Below are 15,032 nucleotides of genomic sequence, written 5' to 3' on the forward strand. Positions count from 1 at the left end.
CGTCAAAGGGTCAGAGAAGGCCTGGACCGGCGGGGTCCGGGAAACCCTCGGCCGTGATCGCCGTGTCACGCCGATGGAGCGGTCAAGCTTCTCTTCCTGGCCTCGGCGCGACACCTCATGCCGGACGCGCCGTCTCCGCAGATCGGGCTGTTGGCCGCCACAGGCGTCGTCACCATCCGCAGGGCTTGCACCTGCCCAAGCTCCCTCTTCCACCTTCCGGCGATAGCGCGCGATCACCGGTCGCGCAGGCTGGCTGGCGCCAGGCGGATCGGCGGCCTCGAGAGGGGCCTTATCGAAGCTGAGCTACGGCGCGCAGCGCCTCCGCAAAGTTCCCGAAGTCTACGAATGGGCGCACTTATGGGGAAATTGACATTTCCCTGATTTAATTGGTAAGGCCAAGCTCGGGTCTACTCGCATGGCCATCTACCACCTCTCGGCACAGGTCATCAGCTGCGGCGCCGGCAAGAGCGCCGTCGCCTCAGCCGCGTATCGGCGCGCGGCCACGATGACCCGCGAGAGCGATGGCAAGGTCATCACCTACGAGGGCAAGCAGCACGTCGCCCACACCGAACTCAGCCTGCCGCGCGAGCTCCCTGCGTGGTTCCGCACGGGTATCGACGGCCGCAGTGAGAACGGCGCCTCGGCCTATCTCTGGAACGCCGTCGAGAAGAAGGAGGGGCTGAAAGGCACCGGCTTCGCGATGGAGATGAACATCGCGCTGCCGATCGAGCTGACGCTGGAGCAGAACGTCGAGCTGGCTCGGGACTGGGTCGAGACCGCGATCACCGCCAACGGCATGGTCGCGGACTGGGCGCTGCACGACGTGCCGGGCAACCCGCACATCCACGTCATGGTCCCGCTCAGGAAGCTGACCGCGGATGGGTTCGCGGCCAAGTTCGATTTCGCTCGAGACCGCGACGGAAACGTCCTCTACCGCGAGGATGGCAAGCCTCGCTACGAGCGGCTGGCCGGGCCGATGAAGCACCTCGTGGCTTGGCGCCGCTCCTGGGGCGAGACGGCCAATCTCCATCTCGCCGCGGCCGGTCACGACCGTCGCATCGATCACCGCTCGCACATCGAGGCCGGCATCCGCATCGAGCCGACCGATCACGTGGGAGTGCGGGCCTCGAACATGGGCCAGCGCGGCACGGTGGCCGATCGTGTCGAAACGGAGCGGCAGCGCCGTATCCGCAACGCACAGGCGATCATCGACGATCCCTCGACCCTGCTGCCGATCCTATCGCGCGAAAAGAGCGTGTTCGATGAGCGCGATATCGCCCGGGCGGTGTTTCGCTACATCGACGATCCGGCAGCGTTCGAGGCGGTCCGCCTCAGGCTCGGCCAGTCGCCCGAACTCGTGGCGGTCGCCGAGGAGGTGTTCGACCCGGAGAGTGGGCGGGTGGTGTCGCCGGCCCGCTGGACGACGCGGGCACTCCTGCGCGCGGAAGTGGCGATGCAAGCCGCTACCGGCCGGCTCTACGCCGATCCGAGCCACCGCGTTTCCGAGCGGGCGCTGGAGCGCGCCTTCGCTGCCCGCCCGGAGCTGTCGGCGGAGCAACGCGAGGCGGTGCGGCACGTCACGACGCCCGAGCGGATCGCGGCCGTGGTCGGCTTCGCCGGTGCCGGCAAATCGACCATGCTCGGCGTGGCGCGCGATGCCTGGAAGGCGAGCGGTCATCGTGTCGTCGGAGGGGCGCTCGCCGGCAAGGCTGCGGAAGGGCTGGAGCGCAGCGCCGGGATCGCCAGCCGCACGCTCGCATCGTGGGAGTTGGCTTGGAAGAACGAGCGCGACCTGTTGGCGAAGGGTGACGTCTTTGTGCTCGACGAGGCCGGCATGGTCGCCTCCGAGCAGCTCTCCCGGATCGTTCAGGAAGTGGAGCGGCGCGGCGCCAAGCTGGTGTTGGTGGGTGACGCCATGCAGCTTCAGCCGATCGAGGCCGGTGCAGGGTTCCGGGCGATCACGGAGACGATCGGCTACGCCGAATTGTCGGAGATCTGGCGCCAAGCCGTGCCTTGGATGCGGCAAGCGAGCATGGCCTTCGCCCGTGGAGAGGTGGCGGCTGCTCTCGGGGTCTATCGCGAGGCCGGCATGGTCCGGTTCTCCCCCGATCGCGAGGCCGCTCGCGCGGCGCTGATCGCGGCCTGGAAGCCGGACTACCTCGGCTTTAAGCCGGACGGACGGGCGAATGAGACGCTGATCCTCGCCCAGACCAACGTCGATGTCCTGGCGCTCAACGCCATGGCCCGATCGGCCCTCAAGGCCGACGGGATGCTCGACGGCGAGGCCCGCTTCGTCACGGCGCGCGGCGAGCGGATGTTCGCACCCGGCGACCGGGTGCTATTCCTGGAAAATGACCGCTCGCTCGGCGTGAAAAACGGCATGCTGGCGACCGTCGACGCGGCATCGAGCGCCCGGCTGGTGGTCAAGCTCGATCGGGACGGCACCGGGGACGGTGAGCGGATCGAGGTGCGGGCCGAGACCTATCGCAACGTTGACTACGGCTACGCTGCGACCGTGCACAAGTCCCAGGGTGCGACGCTCGACCGGGTGCATGTGCTGGCCACGCCCGGCATGGATCGCCACCTCGCCTACGTGACGATGACGCGCCACCGGCAGGCGGTGGTCCTACACGGCGCGCACGCCGATTTCGTGCCGCCCTGGCGGCGGCTCAAGCTCGGCCTCGCGCCGTCCCCAGACATCCTCGACGCGGCCGCCCTCAATGGTCTGGCGCGGCGGATGGCGCGAGACGGTTCGAAGGCCTCGACCCTGGACCATGCCGCGGAGGCCGCGTTCCGCGAGGCGGCGGTGGCACTGACCCAGCCACCGGAGGCGGTGGATGGCGAGGCGATCCGGGCGCGCGAAAACGATGCTCCGCCGCTCGATGCTGGCCGGATGGCAGCCGGGATCTCGGCGTTGGCGGGCCGCCTCGAAGCCGAGGCTTCGGTTCCCGGAAACCCGGCTTCGCCTGCCGTCGAGGCAGACGCGGATCCGGCCTCGGTCGAGCTCGCCACATCGTCGCAACCGCCCACCGTCGACCCATCCAGATCCCCTGCGCTGGCGGCGCTCGACGCCGCCCTGGCGCGGCTGGAACGGGCGGAGACCGAGATCGCCGACGGTGTCCGCCCGCAGGATCTGCGCGCTCTGGCCTCGGCCTTCGCCGAGCGGCGCGGCCTCAACGGCCATGCCGCGCTCGCCTCCGCCCTGGTCAAGCGCGCGCGGGCGATGATCCGCCAGGTCGAGGGCCGCTGGCGCCGGCTGCACGGCCTCGCCGCGCGGCTCGTCGTGGCCTGGAACGCGGTGGCCGAAAAACGCCCCGCCGAGGCGGTGCGCGCTGAGACAACCGAGGCCGCACGCGCCGAGTCGACCGTAGAGGTTCGCGTCGATCCGGGGCCGATCGAGCCCTTCCTCGCGGCGATCGACCTCGGCGAGACGGGGCTCAACGAAGCGCTCTACGCCCGGGTCGATATCGAGACGGACCTTTCACCCTGGAGCGCACCCGTCGCCCAAGAGTTGCGGTTAGCGGTCAGGAAGCCCGGTCCGCTCTACGCCGCGATCCTGGCCGAGCTGCGCCAGCCCGGACGCGCATTCGCCGCCAAACTCGACGCCCTGTTTGCCGACGTCGAGCCCTATGGCGGCCTGCGTGGGCGGAAGGGCTTCTTCGTCCCGAAAGCGGAGAAGGAGGAGCGCGCCACCGCCGTGTCGGCCCTTGCCGAGGCCAGGGTCGCTGCGAGTGAGCTCAAGGGCCGTTTCGAGTCGATCGCCGGCAAGGGCCGTGCAGCCGAGATGCAGTACCGCAAGCGTCTGCTGATTGAGGTGCCGGGCCTGAGCCCGACGGCGGCCGCCGTCCTGGCCAAGGTCGGCCGCACGTCGATGACGGTCCCGAAAGCCCTCGATTTCACAGTGGCGGAAGCCGTCGCGACGCCCGAGCTGCGGGCGGAGGTGATCGCCTTCGCAGAAGCGGTGGGGCGCCGGTTCGCCGCCAACGGGGCGATCGGGCACGCGCCGCAGCGCAGCCTCGGCCCGGGGCAGTGGCTTAACGAAGAGGAGCGGGCGATCCTGAGCGGCGGGGGCTTCGTTGCGTCCTACATCAAGGACGATCTCTTGGATCAACTGATGTATCTGACGCAGAACCAGGAGTTGCATCAGGATAAGACGCTGCATCTGGACAAGAGACAGGATCTCGGGCTCTCGTTGTGACCGCGAAATCGCAGCGCTCGTATTGGCGCCCTGGCGATGATGGGTAAGGGTAGGAGACAGAGGGCAGCCGAGGAGAGAGCCGTCTCAGTACGGATCGAGAGGACCGCCCGGGCCGGCAACCGCCGGGTTCATCAGAGAGGATGACACCGTGAGCTACCGCGACCTGCCGGCGCTCGTGACCCAGCGCGAGGAGGCTGTGATCCTGCTCGAGGCGATCGCTTCGGGCGTCGACGAGCGCGAGCTGGCCCCCTTCGTCGCCGCGATGACGACCTACGAGGCGGAGCAGGCCGCGGCGATCATGCGCGGATCGGGCAACGAGATGGCCTTGCGCGTGCAGCTCGGGGCCCTGCTCGCCGAGGCCGAACTGGTGTCCAACGACGAGGTGTTCGCCGCGCTCGACGCGCGGCGCGCCCTCGGCCCGGGGGAAGCCGCATGAGCGCCGACCCCTACGTCTACGAGGGCACCGACGTCCTGCGGAACCGGGCGGAGATCCGCGACCCGCAGGCCCTGGCCGAGCGCGAGCAAATCGTCTCGTTCCGGGCCATGCTCCAGTTGCGGAAGGAGCCCGTGCTCGGTCAGTTCGATCTGACGCACTACGCCGCCGTGCACAAGCGGCTATTCGGCGAGATCTACGTCTGGGCGGGGGAGAACCGCACCGCCGAGCTGTGGAAACCGGAGGTCGTCCTGCAGGGCCGCAGCGTCGCCTACAGCCCGCCCGCCGCGATCGAGAGCCACGCGCAGGCCGCGCTGGCCCAACTGCGGGGCGAGCCCGGCAACCTGAAGGACAGCCGGCCCGCGATCCGCTTCGCGCAGACCATGGCGGCGCTCTGGCAGGCCCATCCGTACCGGGAAGGCAACACCCGAACCCTGCTGGCGTTCATGGAGCAGTACGCCCGGCATCACAGCCAGCCGCTCGACCAGGCGCTGATCACCCGGGTGCCGAGCGAGACCCGGGACGCCCTGGTGCTCGCAACCAACGGCACGATCCGGCCCTTCGCTGAGATGGTCCGCAACGCCCGCTACTCGGAGGAGCAGCGCGCGCACCCGGTGCTCGGCCGGCTGTCGGCCGAGGCGTTCGAGGCGGTGCGGCTGATGGGGGCGCCGCGCATCGTCCTGCCCGAGCCGGGGACCCAGGTCCGCGGGCAGGTGATCGCCACGAGCTACCGCCACGCCCTCGTGCGGGAGGCCCGGCAGATCTCGGCGGTCCCGCTGCACGCGTTTCACGCGCTGCCGGAGAACAACATCCGCCTCGACGTGCGCGTGCTAGCCGAGGACGAGCGCCTCGATCGCACGCAGCCGCGCGAGGAGGCCGTCCGGATCCAGGTCACCGGCCGCGTCCTGATCCCGGCGAGCTTCCGGATGCTCGCCGGTCAGACGCCGGAGGATGCGGTTCGCAACCGCATCGAGATCACAGGACCGAGCGAGGCCCTGTCCGAGGCACTCAGGACGCGCACACCGAAGGAGATCGCCGCCGAGCCACGACTGGCCGAGGAGGTGCGCCGGATCGATCAGAGCCTAATCGAGCGGTTCGGCCGCCAGGGATCGGCCCTGCTGATCCGGGGCGGCGCTGGCGAGGCCAGAAAGCTGCTTCCGCCTGGCCAGGACCTGGAGGAGATCCGCGCCGTCCTGAAGCCGCTGATCAAGGCCGTCGTCGCCGATGACCGGCTCCAGACGACGCTCGCGCAGCAGCAGACGCTCGGCCGCGACGAGCCGTATGTCGGGCGCTCGGTATGAGCACGCTGTTCCGGAAGCCCGTCCAGGCCACGGACGCCGGCAAGATCGTCGCCGCCGCGGTGCTCGCCTTCGCCACGCTGGCGGTGCTCGGCCTGTTCTGGTGGAGCCTCTCGCCGATCCTCGGGCGAGTCTATGCCGGCATCCGCCTCGCGGAGACCGCTACCCTGTGGCGGTTCACGGGCTGGGGCCGGTACTTCACGGGCATGCCGGCTGGGCAGCCGTTCGCCTTCGTCTCGATCTACAAATCGAGCGTCGGCTTCGGTCTGGCCGCCACCCTCATCACGGCGCTCCTCGGCTTCCTCGCGTGGCGCAAGCGCAGCCGGGAGCACATCGAGGTGCTCATCACCGCGCCGGCCGCCGGCTTCGCGCAGGAGGGCATCCTCTGTGCCTTCGACTCGGCCGACCGCCGCGTGCGGACGCCGGTCACGGATGCGGGGGCGCCCGCGCCGGCCGCCAACCCGTTCAAGGCACTGCGCGACCTGCGCGATATCCGGGCGGTGGAGACGGTCGAGGAATCCGTCCTCTGGCACCTCGCCGCCGCGCTCTTCCTGACGGCCGACGCGACAGCCCCACTCGCGGACCGGAAAGCCCGCGACGCCGTCCTCAAGGCCGCGCGGACGGCCGCTGACCGCCTCGCCGCCGATCCCGTCGCCGAGCTGCCGACCGAGCTGCTGTCGACCCTGCGCGGCTACATGCTGGTGGCGATCACCGAACAGGCTGGGAGGGACATCGACGCACTGAACCAGATCCACGCGGTGCTCGGACGTGGAGATGGCCTGAGGGATGTGCTCGCAGAGCTGGCGGCCCTTGCCGTCTCACGGAGAGTGCTGTTCTTCCCGGACTATGCCTGGCTTCGTCACGTCGATCCGAACCTGCAGTCACGGATCACCAGCTATGGGGGAAGCTGATTGGCTTTACCGCCCGCTGCACCGGGACCGGACTTGTCCCTTAGCTCGCGGCCTTGAGCAGGGCGGCATGGGCCTCGTCGGCGAAGGCGGCGACCGAGGCCCTCGGCCGGTAACCAATCCCCTGCACGACGTGGATAGTCTTATCCCCGGCCGAGATGCAGTAGGCGACGATCGCGCCCTTGCCGTCGCCGCGACCGCCGGTGATCGCGACGGTCGGCTCGCTCGGATCGGACACCGTGACCGGGATGCCACTCGCCTGTGCCGTCCGGCGCAGGATCTGCGTGCATTGGGCGAGACTCAGCTTGGCCGCGTCGGTCCGTCTGCATCCTTCAATCTTAAACCTATCCCCTGGCGAGACCACGATAAGATCCGATTCGCCCCGTAGATGTGCGCTGTAGATCGAGGGGAGGGGCGACATCCCTCCGCTCGATGCAGCGGGCCATGCTCAGGTGTTCCCGGTCATGTAGTTCGTCACGACACCGATGATCACGCCGAGAATGGTGATGCCCGAGCCGATGATCAGCCCGACCAGCGACCGGCCGGCATCCTCGCGGGCGTTGTCGTCCTGCGACGACTTGTAGAGCTTCACGGCCGAGATCCCGGCGAGGCAGATGCCCACCACGCCGAACAGGATCATGATCACGAAGCCGGCGTTGCTGCCGCCCTGCGCGATGCTGGTGGCGTTGAGCTGAGAGGACTGCGCCTTCTGCCTCGCCTGCTTGAGGATATCCAATGGCGCCGAGGGGTCGCCGGTGGTGCCGCCGGACGATTGTGCCAGAGCCGCCATCGCGCTCATGGACAAGAGTGTGCCACTCATGAGCACCCGGTCGTAGATATCCTTGTAACTCACTGAAGTCTCCATCGTCATGCGGCGGTTCTGGATCGGTCGATCGGAGGCTGAGCTTCGCTCGTGATCTCCCCCAGCACTTGATCGACGATCGTCTTTGCGATCCGGTCCTCGCCGGACCGCGCCAGCGCGGCCACCCGGCCCCACGTCTCGATGCCGGTGCCATCGGGGAAGCGGGAGGCCAGGATGCGCAGCGCCTCGTTGACCGCCATCCGGCGGTACAGCTCGTCGCGCACCAGGCGGTCCTCCGCCTTGGTGGTCAGGGCCCACAGCATCCGAGGCCCGAGCGCGTTGGTCAGGACGATCCAGCGCTCCTCCTCGCGGAGCTTGAACCGGGCGAGCAGGTTCGCGCCGCGCCGGCCCTGCGGACCGTGCACCTGGCGCTCCAGCGCGCTCTTCACCGCCTGATCGAAGCCGAAGGTCCGGCGCGCCGCCTCGCGGATCTCGTTCGAGTCGGCGTTGAGCACCAGCACCGTCGAGGCCATGTCGGCCAGCGTGTCGAAATCCGCCAGGAGCTGGCTGACCAGGATCAGCTCCAGACCCCACTTGCGGCCCTCGCGCGCGTCCGACTTCACCTGCTTGGCGATTGTCTCGACGCCGCCGGTCAGGTGGTACTCGTCCATGCACAGGCGCTTGGGCGTCTCCGCCACCGCGTGGTAGCGCACCTCCCAGTACCGGACGTACTCCGCGCGGAGATCCGGGTCAGTCGGGAAGTCCATCTTCGGGATCTCGTCGCTGAAACCGGAGATCTTCGACAGGTAGACGTGCCGGGCGATCATGAACATCAGCGCGTTGTTGCGCTCGGCCTCCGGCGACTTGTGGCGCAGGGCCACGTCCTGGAGATCGATCGACACCACCCGCGCCTCGCCGAGGTCGAGCCGGGTCGGGCGGGCGAAGATCGGGAACTTCTCGATCGCCGCTTCGAGCGAGCGCTGGACCTGGCGCACCAGCTCGGGCGTGAAGTCCTGCGCCATAATCGGCTCGCCGAGCACCCGGGCGAGATCCTCCAGCACCGGCATCGCGTGGCGCTGTGCCCGCTGCGCGGCGGTGTAGAGCCGGCGCTCGACCAGCGCGTCGACGATGCGCCACCAGCGCGTCCGGCCGCCCACCTCGATCCGGTGATGCTCGATGATGCGGTCCAGCTCCGGATCGACGTTCGGCTGGTACACCGACGGCGAGGACGAGAATTCGAGGTCGCTCTTGAGCTGGTAGAGCCGCGAGATCAGGCGCGGGATCAGCAGCGCCACTTCCGGGCTCGCCACGTTGAGCAGCGTCGTCAGGAAGTTCTCGATGAAGGTCCTCTCACGATCGAGCGGCATGCGCCGGCCGAGGCCGAGGTCGAACGGGTTGACGGCATGGTCGGCGGTGTTGAGCAGGCGCACGTAGTAGGCCTCGTGCCGCCGCTCGGCCGGCAGCGCGTTCCTCACCAGCTCGATGAAGCCCGACGAACTGACACCGACGTCGATCACCGCCAGGAACGGCAGCGCGGCGCCGGCGCTGAAGGCTGTGAACTCGACGTTGAGCCGGTTCATCAGCACGCTCTTGCCCGAGCCGGGCGTGGCGTAGATCAGGGTCAGCCAGAAGAGCTGCTCGGGCGAGAGCGCCTCGTAGGGCACGGGCTTGCCGTCGGGCGTCAGCAGCAGGCTCTGGCCCTGCTTGAACACCCCCGCGGTGCGGTGGAACGGCAGCAAGGCGGCGAGATCGCCGAGCGGCGCGATCGAGCCCGGGGGCACCTCCGCCTGGACCGTCATCCCGGCCACGGTCTCGCACAGCGCGCGCAGCGGGTTGTGGGGCGCGTCGGTCATCACCGCCTCGCCCCAGGTCATCATCCCGCTCATCAGGTAGGAGCGGCGCCGTTCCAGCAGCCCCGGATCCTCGCCGGGCTCGGTCCAGGTCGTGGCGATCACGCGGCCCTTGACGATCGCCTCGCCGTCCTTGTCGACCACGTCCTCCAGCGCGCGCAGCGCCCGGAACAGGTTCCGGTTGGTCGGGCTCGCGAAGGCGAGCAGGCCCGCCAGCACCTTGCGCAATCGGAAGCCGATGTCGGCGTCGCGCAGCGCCTCGATGTGGAAGCACACCCGGAACGGCATGTCGGCCGTCCTCGACGCGCTCTCCAGCAGCGTCTCCAGCAGCCGGTTGAACGGCAGGATGGTCGCGGGGAACATCCGCATCACGGCCAGCGCGTGGCGGCGCCCGCCCATGTCGAGGGCGCGCATGTTGCCGACGGCCGTGGCGTTGCCGGTCATGATCTGGCGGGCGAGGTTGGGGGTGAAGAACTCGCTGACGTCGTCGTCGTGGCGCTCCTTGGCGCCCGGGTAGCGCCGCGTGCCCGGCCCGTAGGGCGTCCAGCCGTCCGGGGTCTCGTGGTAGAGCACCGCCGCCCGGATCTGCTCCAGGTCGCGCCGCCGCCCCTGGTCGTCCGGACCCAGGATCCGGCCCTGCAGGCGGGCCTCGCCGAGCGCCTCCACGATCCGGCGCACGAAGGCGCCGTGCGGCCCAGCGAGGGAGCCGAGGTGCAGGTACGGGTTCTGGGCGTCCCGGGCCGGGGGCAGCGCCTGCCAGGCCCTCCGGTTCTCGCGTCGCTCGCGGCGCACCTCGTCGGGCGTCCCCGCCGTCGGCCGGGTCCAGGCGGCGAGCAGGATCGTCTCGGCCCGCGCCCGGCCCTCCAGCACGGCGCGGCCCTCCTCGATCAGCGCCTCGACCGAGAGGCCCTTCTGGCGGGCGCGCCGGCCCTGCTGCGCCACGAAGGGGTCGAGGATCCGGGCGGTGTTGAGCGAGGACTCGTAGGAGATCGTGATCTGGTGGCCGGGCCGCTTCAGGATCTGCGCGATCCCGCCGGCGAAGCGCTCGACCACGTTGTGCAGGTAGTCCTCGGTCGAGACGATCGAGCGGGTGCCGTCGATCTCGATCAGGGTGAGCTGCGAGCCGTCATGGGCGTAGACGACGGCCCCCTCGCGCTCGGGATCGTAGCCCGCGAGGTCGCAGAACTTGTCGGCCGTCCTCATCGTCCGAGCACCTATTCGGCGAAGTAGAAGGAGAGCTGGGCGATCACGATCGTGACGCAGGTCATCGCGCTGCCGATGATCGCGGCGATCACCCAGCTCCCGGCCGTGCCGTCGCCCGCCGCGTTGGCCTGGTAGACCCGGGTCAGGGCGTAGCCGGTCAGGAAGATCCCCATCACCGCCGCCAGGACGACGATCAGCCACGCGAAGGCCGGCGCGTCGGCGATCAGCCCGCGCAGGACGTCGGCGATCCCTTTCGAGCCGGTCATGGCCGCCTCGCGTCGCTGACCGGCAGAGCCTCGGTCCGAGAGCCGGGAGCCTGGGCCAGAGAGCACAGGACGCGGGCGATCCTCTTAGGGCCACCCATCACGGCCGCCTCGCGTAGGAGACCGGCAGGGTCTCTGGCCGGTAGCCCGCGCTGTAGGCCGGGTCGGACCCGAACCCGGTGCCGGCGTCGGCCGCGGCCCGGGCCGCGTCGAGCGGCACCACGACCGGCTGCAGGAAGACGATGCCGATCGGGAAGTTCACCGGCGAGGACAGCGTCGCGGGCCGGCCGAACGAGCGCGCGGCCGCCGACGTCATCGCCTGTCCCACCGGCAGGGCCGCGCCCATGCCGGCGGTCAGCCAGTCGATCTTGCGGCCCGACTGGACCGCGTAGCCGTCGGCGAAGGTGGTGGCGGTGTTGAGCTGCGTGAGCTGCTGGCCGATCTGGCCGACGCCCTGGAGCAGGCCGGCGACGACGAGGCCGCCGTAGCGCTCCAGCACGTGGTTGTCGACGTCCTCGGCCACGCCGGTGCGGGCCTGGTCGACGGTGATCGCGATCGCCTGCATCGGCCCCTGGCGGCCGTCCTGCAGGATCATCGTGGTGAACCGGATCGAGGCCTGCGTCTGCGAGTAGACGATCTGGCCCATCAGCCGGATGCCGTTGAGCGGCCCGGGCTGCTGACGCTCGTCGAGGTCGACGATGGTCGCGAAGATCGGCGCGGCCGGATCGTCGCTGTTGAAGCCCCGGTCGAGCACCGCGTAGGCCACGTCGCCGGCGCGCGCCACGGTGGCGTGCCGGACCCCCGGCCCGAACGGCCCGGTCATGGCCGGCGCAGCAGCGGCCCGCGGCTCGGGGGGCTTGGGCCGCTCGCCCTTGGCGAAGCTCCGCACCAGGAAGCCGCCCGGGCTCGGCTTGAGCAGCGCCTGGATCTGCTCGTTGATCGCCGCGACCTGCTCAGGCGAGGCCGTCGGCTGGACCGGCGCGTCCCTGTAGACCGTGTGGACCACGTCGCGGTCGCGGTAGACGATCTGGGGTGGGGGAGCCGGGGGCGGCTCGGTCGGCTTCGGCTCGGCCGGCTTCGCCTCCCCGGTGGACTCGGGCAACTCGCCCTGTTGCGGGCCGCGGCTCTCGCCGATCACGGTCGGGGCGACGTAAGGCTTGCCGGCGCCGGCCTTCTCGTCGGCCGCCTGCCGGTTCACCCCGGCGCGCCGGTCGGCCTCGGCTCGGCCCACCGGCTTCATCATGTCGTTGCCCGGATTGGGCGTGTTGCCCCGGATCTCGGAGGTGCCGCCCGCCCCCCGGTCGATCCCCGGCGCGTCGGAGAGGATGAACGCGGCCGAGCCGAGCGCCGCCACCAGGACGACGCCGCCGAGCGCGGCCGACGTTTTCATGTCGAGCATGGCCGTCCTCCTCAGAACGCGACGGTGATGGCGGTCTCGGCGCCATCGCCCTGCTCGGCGACGAGGCGCGAGACGGGGCGCAGGAACTCGTAGACCCGGTAGCCGGAGCCGGCCTCGGCCGAGGCGACCGGCTGCGGGCTGACGAGGTTGCCCTGGACCCGCACGTACATCCGGTCGCGGTAGAGCCAGGCCTGCGCCCCGTTCGCCGCGAGCATCTGCGCCCCGGCCGGGGGCGTCCCGGCGCCGAACAGGTGCAGCAGCGCCGTCGTGTCGGGCGCACCGGGGGGCGGTCCCGCGGGCCGGCCCCCGCCCTTGCGGGCCGGTGCGGGGCCGGCCGAGGCCACCTTGACCGGGGTCAGCGGCGAGGTGCCGGCGACCCGCACGGTGACCGGGATGTCCACCGTCTCGCTCGATCCGGACAGGATCATCAGCGGGATCGGGTAGGCGACGGCCTCCAGCCGGATCAGGATGTTGCCCCAGGTGTCGTAGCGGCAGGGCATCAGGTTGATCGAGCTCGGCCGGTCCGCCCCCGCCGCGGCCGCGACCTGGGTCGCGCCCATCCCGGTGTCCTGGCCGCACCCGGTCCCGTCCTGCGCGAACAGGCGCGGATCGTAGGCGACCGAGGCGATCGGCCAGGGGTTCCCCTTGCCGTCGACGAAGGTGATCGGCGAGACGACGCCGTAGGCGAGGTGCAGCGTCTCGGGCGCCGCCCGGCTGATCTCCTGCGTCACGTTCAGCAGCCGGGGCTCGGGCCGCGGCATGCGCCCGTCGCGGCCGGGGAAGGTCCCGGCGCCCTGCGCGTCCTGCACCGAGCGGCGGATGTCTGAGATCTCGCCGGGCTTGAGCATCACGCCCTTCGTGCCGCCGAGCATGCGCTGGCGCAGCTCCTCCAGCTCGGCCGGCGTCAGCGGACGGGGCGTGGGGGACGGCGCGGTCGTCGAGGCCGGCGCGCCCACCGGCGAAGCGCCGGTCGGAGGCACGCCGGCTGGACGGCGCACCGACGCCCCGCCGGCCGGCTCGCTCCCCGGAGTGGCGTCCTGCGCGAGCGCGGCCGGCGACGCCCACATGGCCGCCGCGAGCAGGCAGCCCGAGGCCCACACGCGCACCGTGGTGCTCCCAGCCGTCATGGATGCACCGGGTTGGTCAATTGCTGCGTCGAGATCACCGAGTCGATCGCGATGCCGTTCGGGTTGATCGGCGAGGGGTCGATCCGGACGATCGTCATCTCGAGCACGCGCCGCTCGACCTTGGTCTCGACGTTGGTGCGGTAGAAGATCTGTAAGGGCACCTCGACCCGCCAGTAGTACCGGCCGTTGGCCTTGCCCTCCTCGGAGATATTGGCCGGGTCCGTGGTGACGGCCGAGACGGTCTGGTAGCCGAGGACGACCTTCTGGATGATGCCGCTCTCCTGCAGGGCCGCGCGGTAACGGTCGCGCCCTTTCGAGGTGAACGACTGCGACAGCGCGTTGTTGATGAGCGCGCGCCAGTTGGCATAGTCGTAGCTGTTCAGCTCGATGGCCGACGAGACCGCGAATTCCTTCAGCCGGGCCTGGGAGATGTTGGGCTCGGAGAGCGGGATCGCTTCGCAGACCGCCTGCGCGTCCGACGTCCAGATGAACTGCTTGACCGGAAACCGGTAGAACGCGTTGTAGAACAGCAGGAGGTTGACGACGAGCGACAGGCACAGGAACACAGCAAGCAGCAGGATCCAGTACCACTGGTTCCGCAGCATCATCTGCCCGGCATCGACCTCGCGGGATATGCGCTCGGCCGACTTCATGGCTCGGCCCTTCCAAGTCGCTCCAAAGGCAGGGGCCGTGGAGCGGCCACGGTCTGCACCTGGCAGCCGAACACGCCGCCGTCGGCGACGTAGGGGATCACCTCGGCCCGCTTGAGACACAGGTACGTCAGCCACATCATCGCCAAGAGCGAGGCGAACACGGCGCCGGCCAGGAAGGCGGCGGTCCGCGCGTGGCCGGTGAGCCGGTCGGCCAGCGCCGAGGGCGACAGGCAGCCTCGGGCAGACGGCAGGCTGAACGCCCCGATCGCGGAGCGGTAACCCAACAAGGCCCCGATCGCGGAGCGGCGGCCGAACAGGGCCCCGAGCAGGCCCCCGGTCGATGCGAGCCGTACCATCTCAGCTTCCGGTCAGGACGGCGCGCAGCTTCGCGTCGTCGCCCGGCTCGTAGCCGACCATGATCGCCAGCCGCCCGTCCGGGCGCGGCACGAACATGGTCGGCACCCCGGGCCGGAGCTGGGGCGCCGCCGCGAAGATCGAGGCGAACGCCGCCCGGTTCTCGGCGAGCTTGGCCGCGAGCTCCGGGCTCACCGGGGCGGTGGGCGTGAGCTTCGCGGCGAAGGCGCTCTCGAGGGCGGCCACGCGGTCCGGGGCGGAGAGGATCGCCGCCGCCATGCGGCTGCCGGCCTCCGGCTCGCCCAGCACCACGACCGGCACCCACCGCGCCGCGACCCGCCCGTGCAGGGCGGTGAAGGCGGCATGGCAGTACGGGCAGCGCGGATCGAAGAAGATCGTCGCGACCCGGCCCTCCGGCGTCCCGGCCGGGACGTCCGCGACGGCGTCGAGCTTGCCCAGCGTCTCCATCACCTGGCGGGCGACCCGCGCGTCCTCGATCGTCGCGTAGGCCTGGTTTGCGGCGGGCGGCGTCGTAGCGGGTTGC

General features: G+C 70.4%; 13 protein-coding genes. 4 read left to right on the forward strand and 9 right to left on the reverse strand.

Translation table 11 applies throughout. The features are described from left to right. Positions 1-415 precede the first annotated feature (415 nt). From traA to Q8W71_RS24355, 4 genes are all read left to right on the forward strand, one after another. The gene (gene traA / locus Q8W71_RS24340; protein ID WP_305528000.1) at positions 416-4,198 is read left to right on the forward strand and encodes a Ti-type conjugative transfer relaxase TraA; all 3,783 of its coding nucleotides are present in this window, start codon (positions 416-418) and stop codon (positions 4,196-4,198) included. A gap of 148 nt (positions 4,199-4,346) precedes the next feature. After that, entirely contained in the window at positions 4,347-4,634 is a 288-nt protein-coding gene (locus Q8W71_RS24345) for a hypothetical protein (RefSeq protein ID WP_305528001.1), read from the forward strand. Then, on the forward strand, positions 4,631-5,932 hold the full coding sequence (locus Q8W71_RS24350) for a Fic/DOC family protein (protein ID WP_305528002.1): 1,302 nt from the start codon (positions 4,631-4,633) through the stop codon (positions 5,930-5,932). The genes Q8W71_RS24345 and Q8W71_RS24350 overlap by 4 nt, the downstream gene beginning before the upstream one ends. Then, entirely contained in the window at positions 5,929-6,840 is a 912-nt protein-coding gene (locus Q8W71_RS24355) for a hypothetical protein (RefSeq protein ID WP_305528003.1), read from the forward strand. Before Q8W71_RS24350 ends, Q8W71_RS24355 begins: the two co-directional genes overlap by 4 nt. Before the next feature lie 40 nt (positions 6,841-6,880). Here the strand turns inward: Q8W71_RS24355 and Q8W71_RS24360 are convergent, their stop codons facing one another. The 9 genes from Q8W71_RS24360 to Q8W71_RS24400 all read right to left on the reverse strand — a co-directional run bounded on the left by Q8W71_RS24360 (position 6,881) and on the right by Q8W71_RS24400 (position 14,956). Beyond that, the gene (locus tag Q8W71_RS24360; protein ID WP_305528004.1) at positions 6,881-7,258 is read right to left on the reverse strand and encodes a DUF6180 family protein; all 378 of its coding nucleotides are present in this window, start codon (positions 7,256-7,258) and stop codon (positions 6,881-6,883) included. 27 nt (positions 7,259-7,285) lie between these two features. After that, positions 7,286-7,708 (reverse strand): hypothetical protein, encoded by a 423-nt coding sequence (locus Q8W71_RS24365; protein ID WP_305528005.1) that lies wholly within the window; start codon positions 7,706-7,708, stop codon positions 7,286-7,288. Continuing rightward, on the reverse strand, positions 7,705-10,692 hold the full coding sequence (locus tag Q8W71_RS24370; protein ID WP_305528006.1) for a hypothetical protein: 2,988 nt from the start codon (positions 10,690-10,692) through the stop codon (positions 7,705-7,707). The genes Q8W71_RS24365 and Q8W71_RS24370 overlap by 4 nt, the downstream gene beginning before the upstream one ends. A gap of 11 nt (positions 10,693-10,703) precedes the next feature. Next, entirely contained in the window at positions 10,704-10,958 is a 255-nt protein-coding gene (locus tag Q8W71_RS24375) for a hypothetical protein (protein ID WP_305528007.1), read from the reverse strand. Between the two features lie 97 nt (positions 10,959-11,055). Continuing rightward, positions 11,056-12,354, reverse strand: a complete 1,299-nt coding sequence (locus tag Q8W71_RS24380) for a DotG/IcmE/VirB10 family type IV secretion system protein (protein WP_305528008.1) — start codon at positions 12,352-12,354, stop codon at positions 11,056-11,058. An 11-nt stretch (positions 12,355-12,365) separates the two neighbouring features. After that, positions 12,366-13,481 (reverse strand): DotH/IcmK family type IV secretion protein, encoded by a 1,116-nt coding sequence (locus Q8W71_RS24385; RefSeq protein WP_305528009.1) that lies wholly within the window; start codon positions 13,479-13,481, stop codon positions 12,366-12,368. Beyond that, complete coding sequence (locus Q8W71_RS24390) at positions 13,478-14,134, reverse strand: DotI/IcmL family type IV secretion protein (RefSeq protein WP_305528010.1); 657 nt, start codon at positions 14,132-14,134, stop codon at positions 13,478-13,480. The genes Q8W71_RS24385 and Q8W71_RS24390 overlap by 4 nt, the downstream gene beginning before the upstream one ends. Further along, a complete protein-coding gene (locus tag Q8W71_RS24395) occupies positions 14,131-14,490 on the reverse strand; it encodes a hypothetical protein (RefSeq protein WP_305528011.1) in 360 nt (119 codons plus the stop codon). Before Q8W71_RS24395 ends, Q8W71_RS24390 begins: the two co-directional genes overlap by 4 nt. A gap of 1 nt (position 14,491) precedes the next feature. Then, complete coding sequence (locus Q8W71_RS24400) at positions 14,492-14,956, reverse strand: thioredoxin domain-containing protein (RefSeq protein WP_370875520.1); 465 nt, start codon at positions 14,954-14,956, stop codon at positions 14,492-14,494. Between the last annotated feature and the right edge of the window lie 76 nt (positions 14,957-15,032).

Origin of the sequence: Methylobacterium amylolyticum (assembly GCF_030700245.1) — a bacterium.
GTDB lineage: Bacteria > Pseudomonadota > Alphaproteobacteria > Rhizobiales > Beijerinckiaceae > Methylobacterium.

Coding starts and splice junctions, on each gene's coding strand:
- Q8W71_RS24370 (WP_305528006.1), bottom strand. CDS start 10,692: ATGAGGACGGCCGACAAGTTCTGCGACCTCGCGGGCTACGATCCCGAG.
- Q8W71_RS24380 (WP_305528008.1), bottom strand. CDS start 12,354: ATGCTCGACATGAAAACGTCGGCCGCGCTCGGCGGCGTCGTCCTGGTG.
- Q8W71_RS24360 (WP_305528004.1), bottom strand. CDS start 7,258: ATGTCGCCCCTCCCCTCGATCTACAGCGCACATCTACGGGGCGAATCG.
- Q8W71_RS24365 (WP_305528005.1), bottom strand. CDS start 7,708: ATGACGATGGAGACTTCAGTGAGTTACAAGGATATCTACGACCGGGTG.
- Q8W71_RS24350 (WP_305528002.1), top strand. CDS start 4,631: ATGAGCGCCGACCCCTACGTCTACGAGGGCACCGACGTCCTGCGGAAC.
- Q8W71_RS24355 (WP_305528003.1), top strand. CDS start 5,929: ATGAGCACGCTGTTCCGGAAGCCCGTCCAGGCCACGGACGCCGGCAAG.
- Q8W71_RS24375 (WP_305528007.1), bottom strand. CDS start 10,958: ATGACCGGCTCGAAAGGGATCGCCGACGTCCTGCGCGGGCTGATCGCC.
- traA (WP_305528000.1), top strand. CDS start 416: ATGGCCATCTACCACCTCTCGGCACAGGTCATCAGCTGCGGCGCCGGC.
- Q8W71_RS24395 (WP_305528011.1), bottom strand. CDS start 14,490: ATGGTACGGCTCGCATCGACCGGGGGCCTGCTCGGGGCCCTGTTCGGC.
- Q8W71_RS24400 (WP_370875520.1), bottom strand. CDS start 14,956: ATGGAGACGCTGGGCAAGCTCGACGCCGTCGCGGACGTCCCGGCCGGG.
- Q8W71_RS24390 (WP_305528010.1), bottom strand. CDS start 14,134: ATGAAGTCGGCCGAGCGCATATCCCGCGAGGTCGATGCCGGGCAGATG.
- Q8W71_RS24385 (WP_305528009.1), bottom strand. CDS start 13,481: ATGACGGCTGGGAGCACCACGGTGCGCGTGTGGGCCTCGGGCTGCCTG.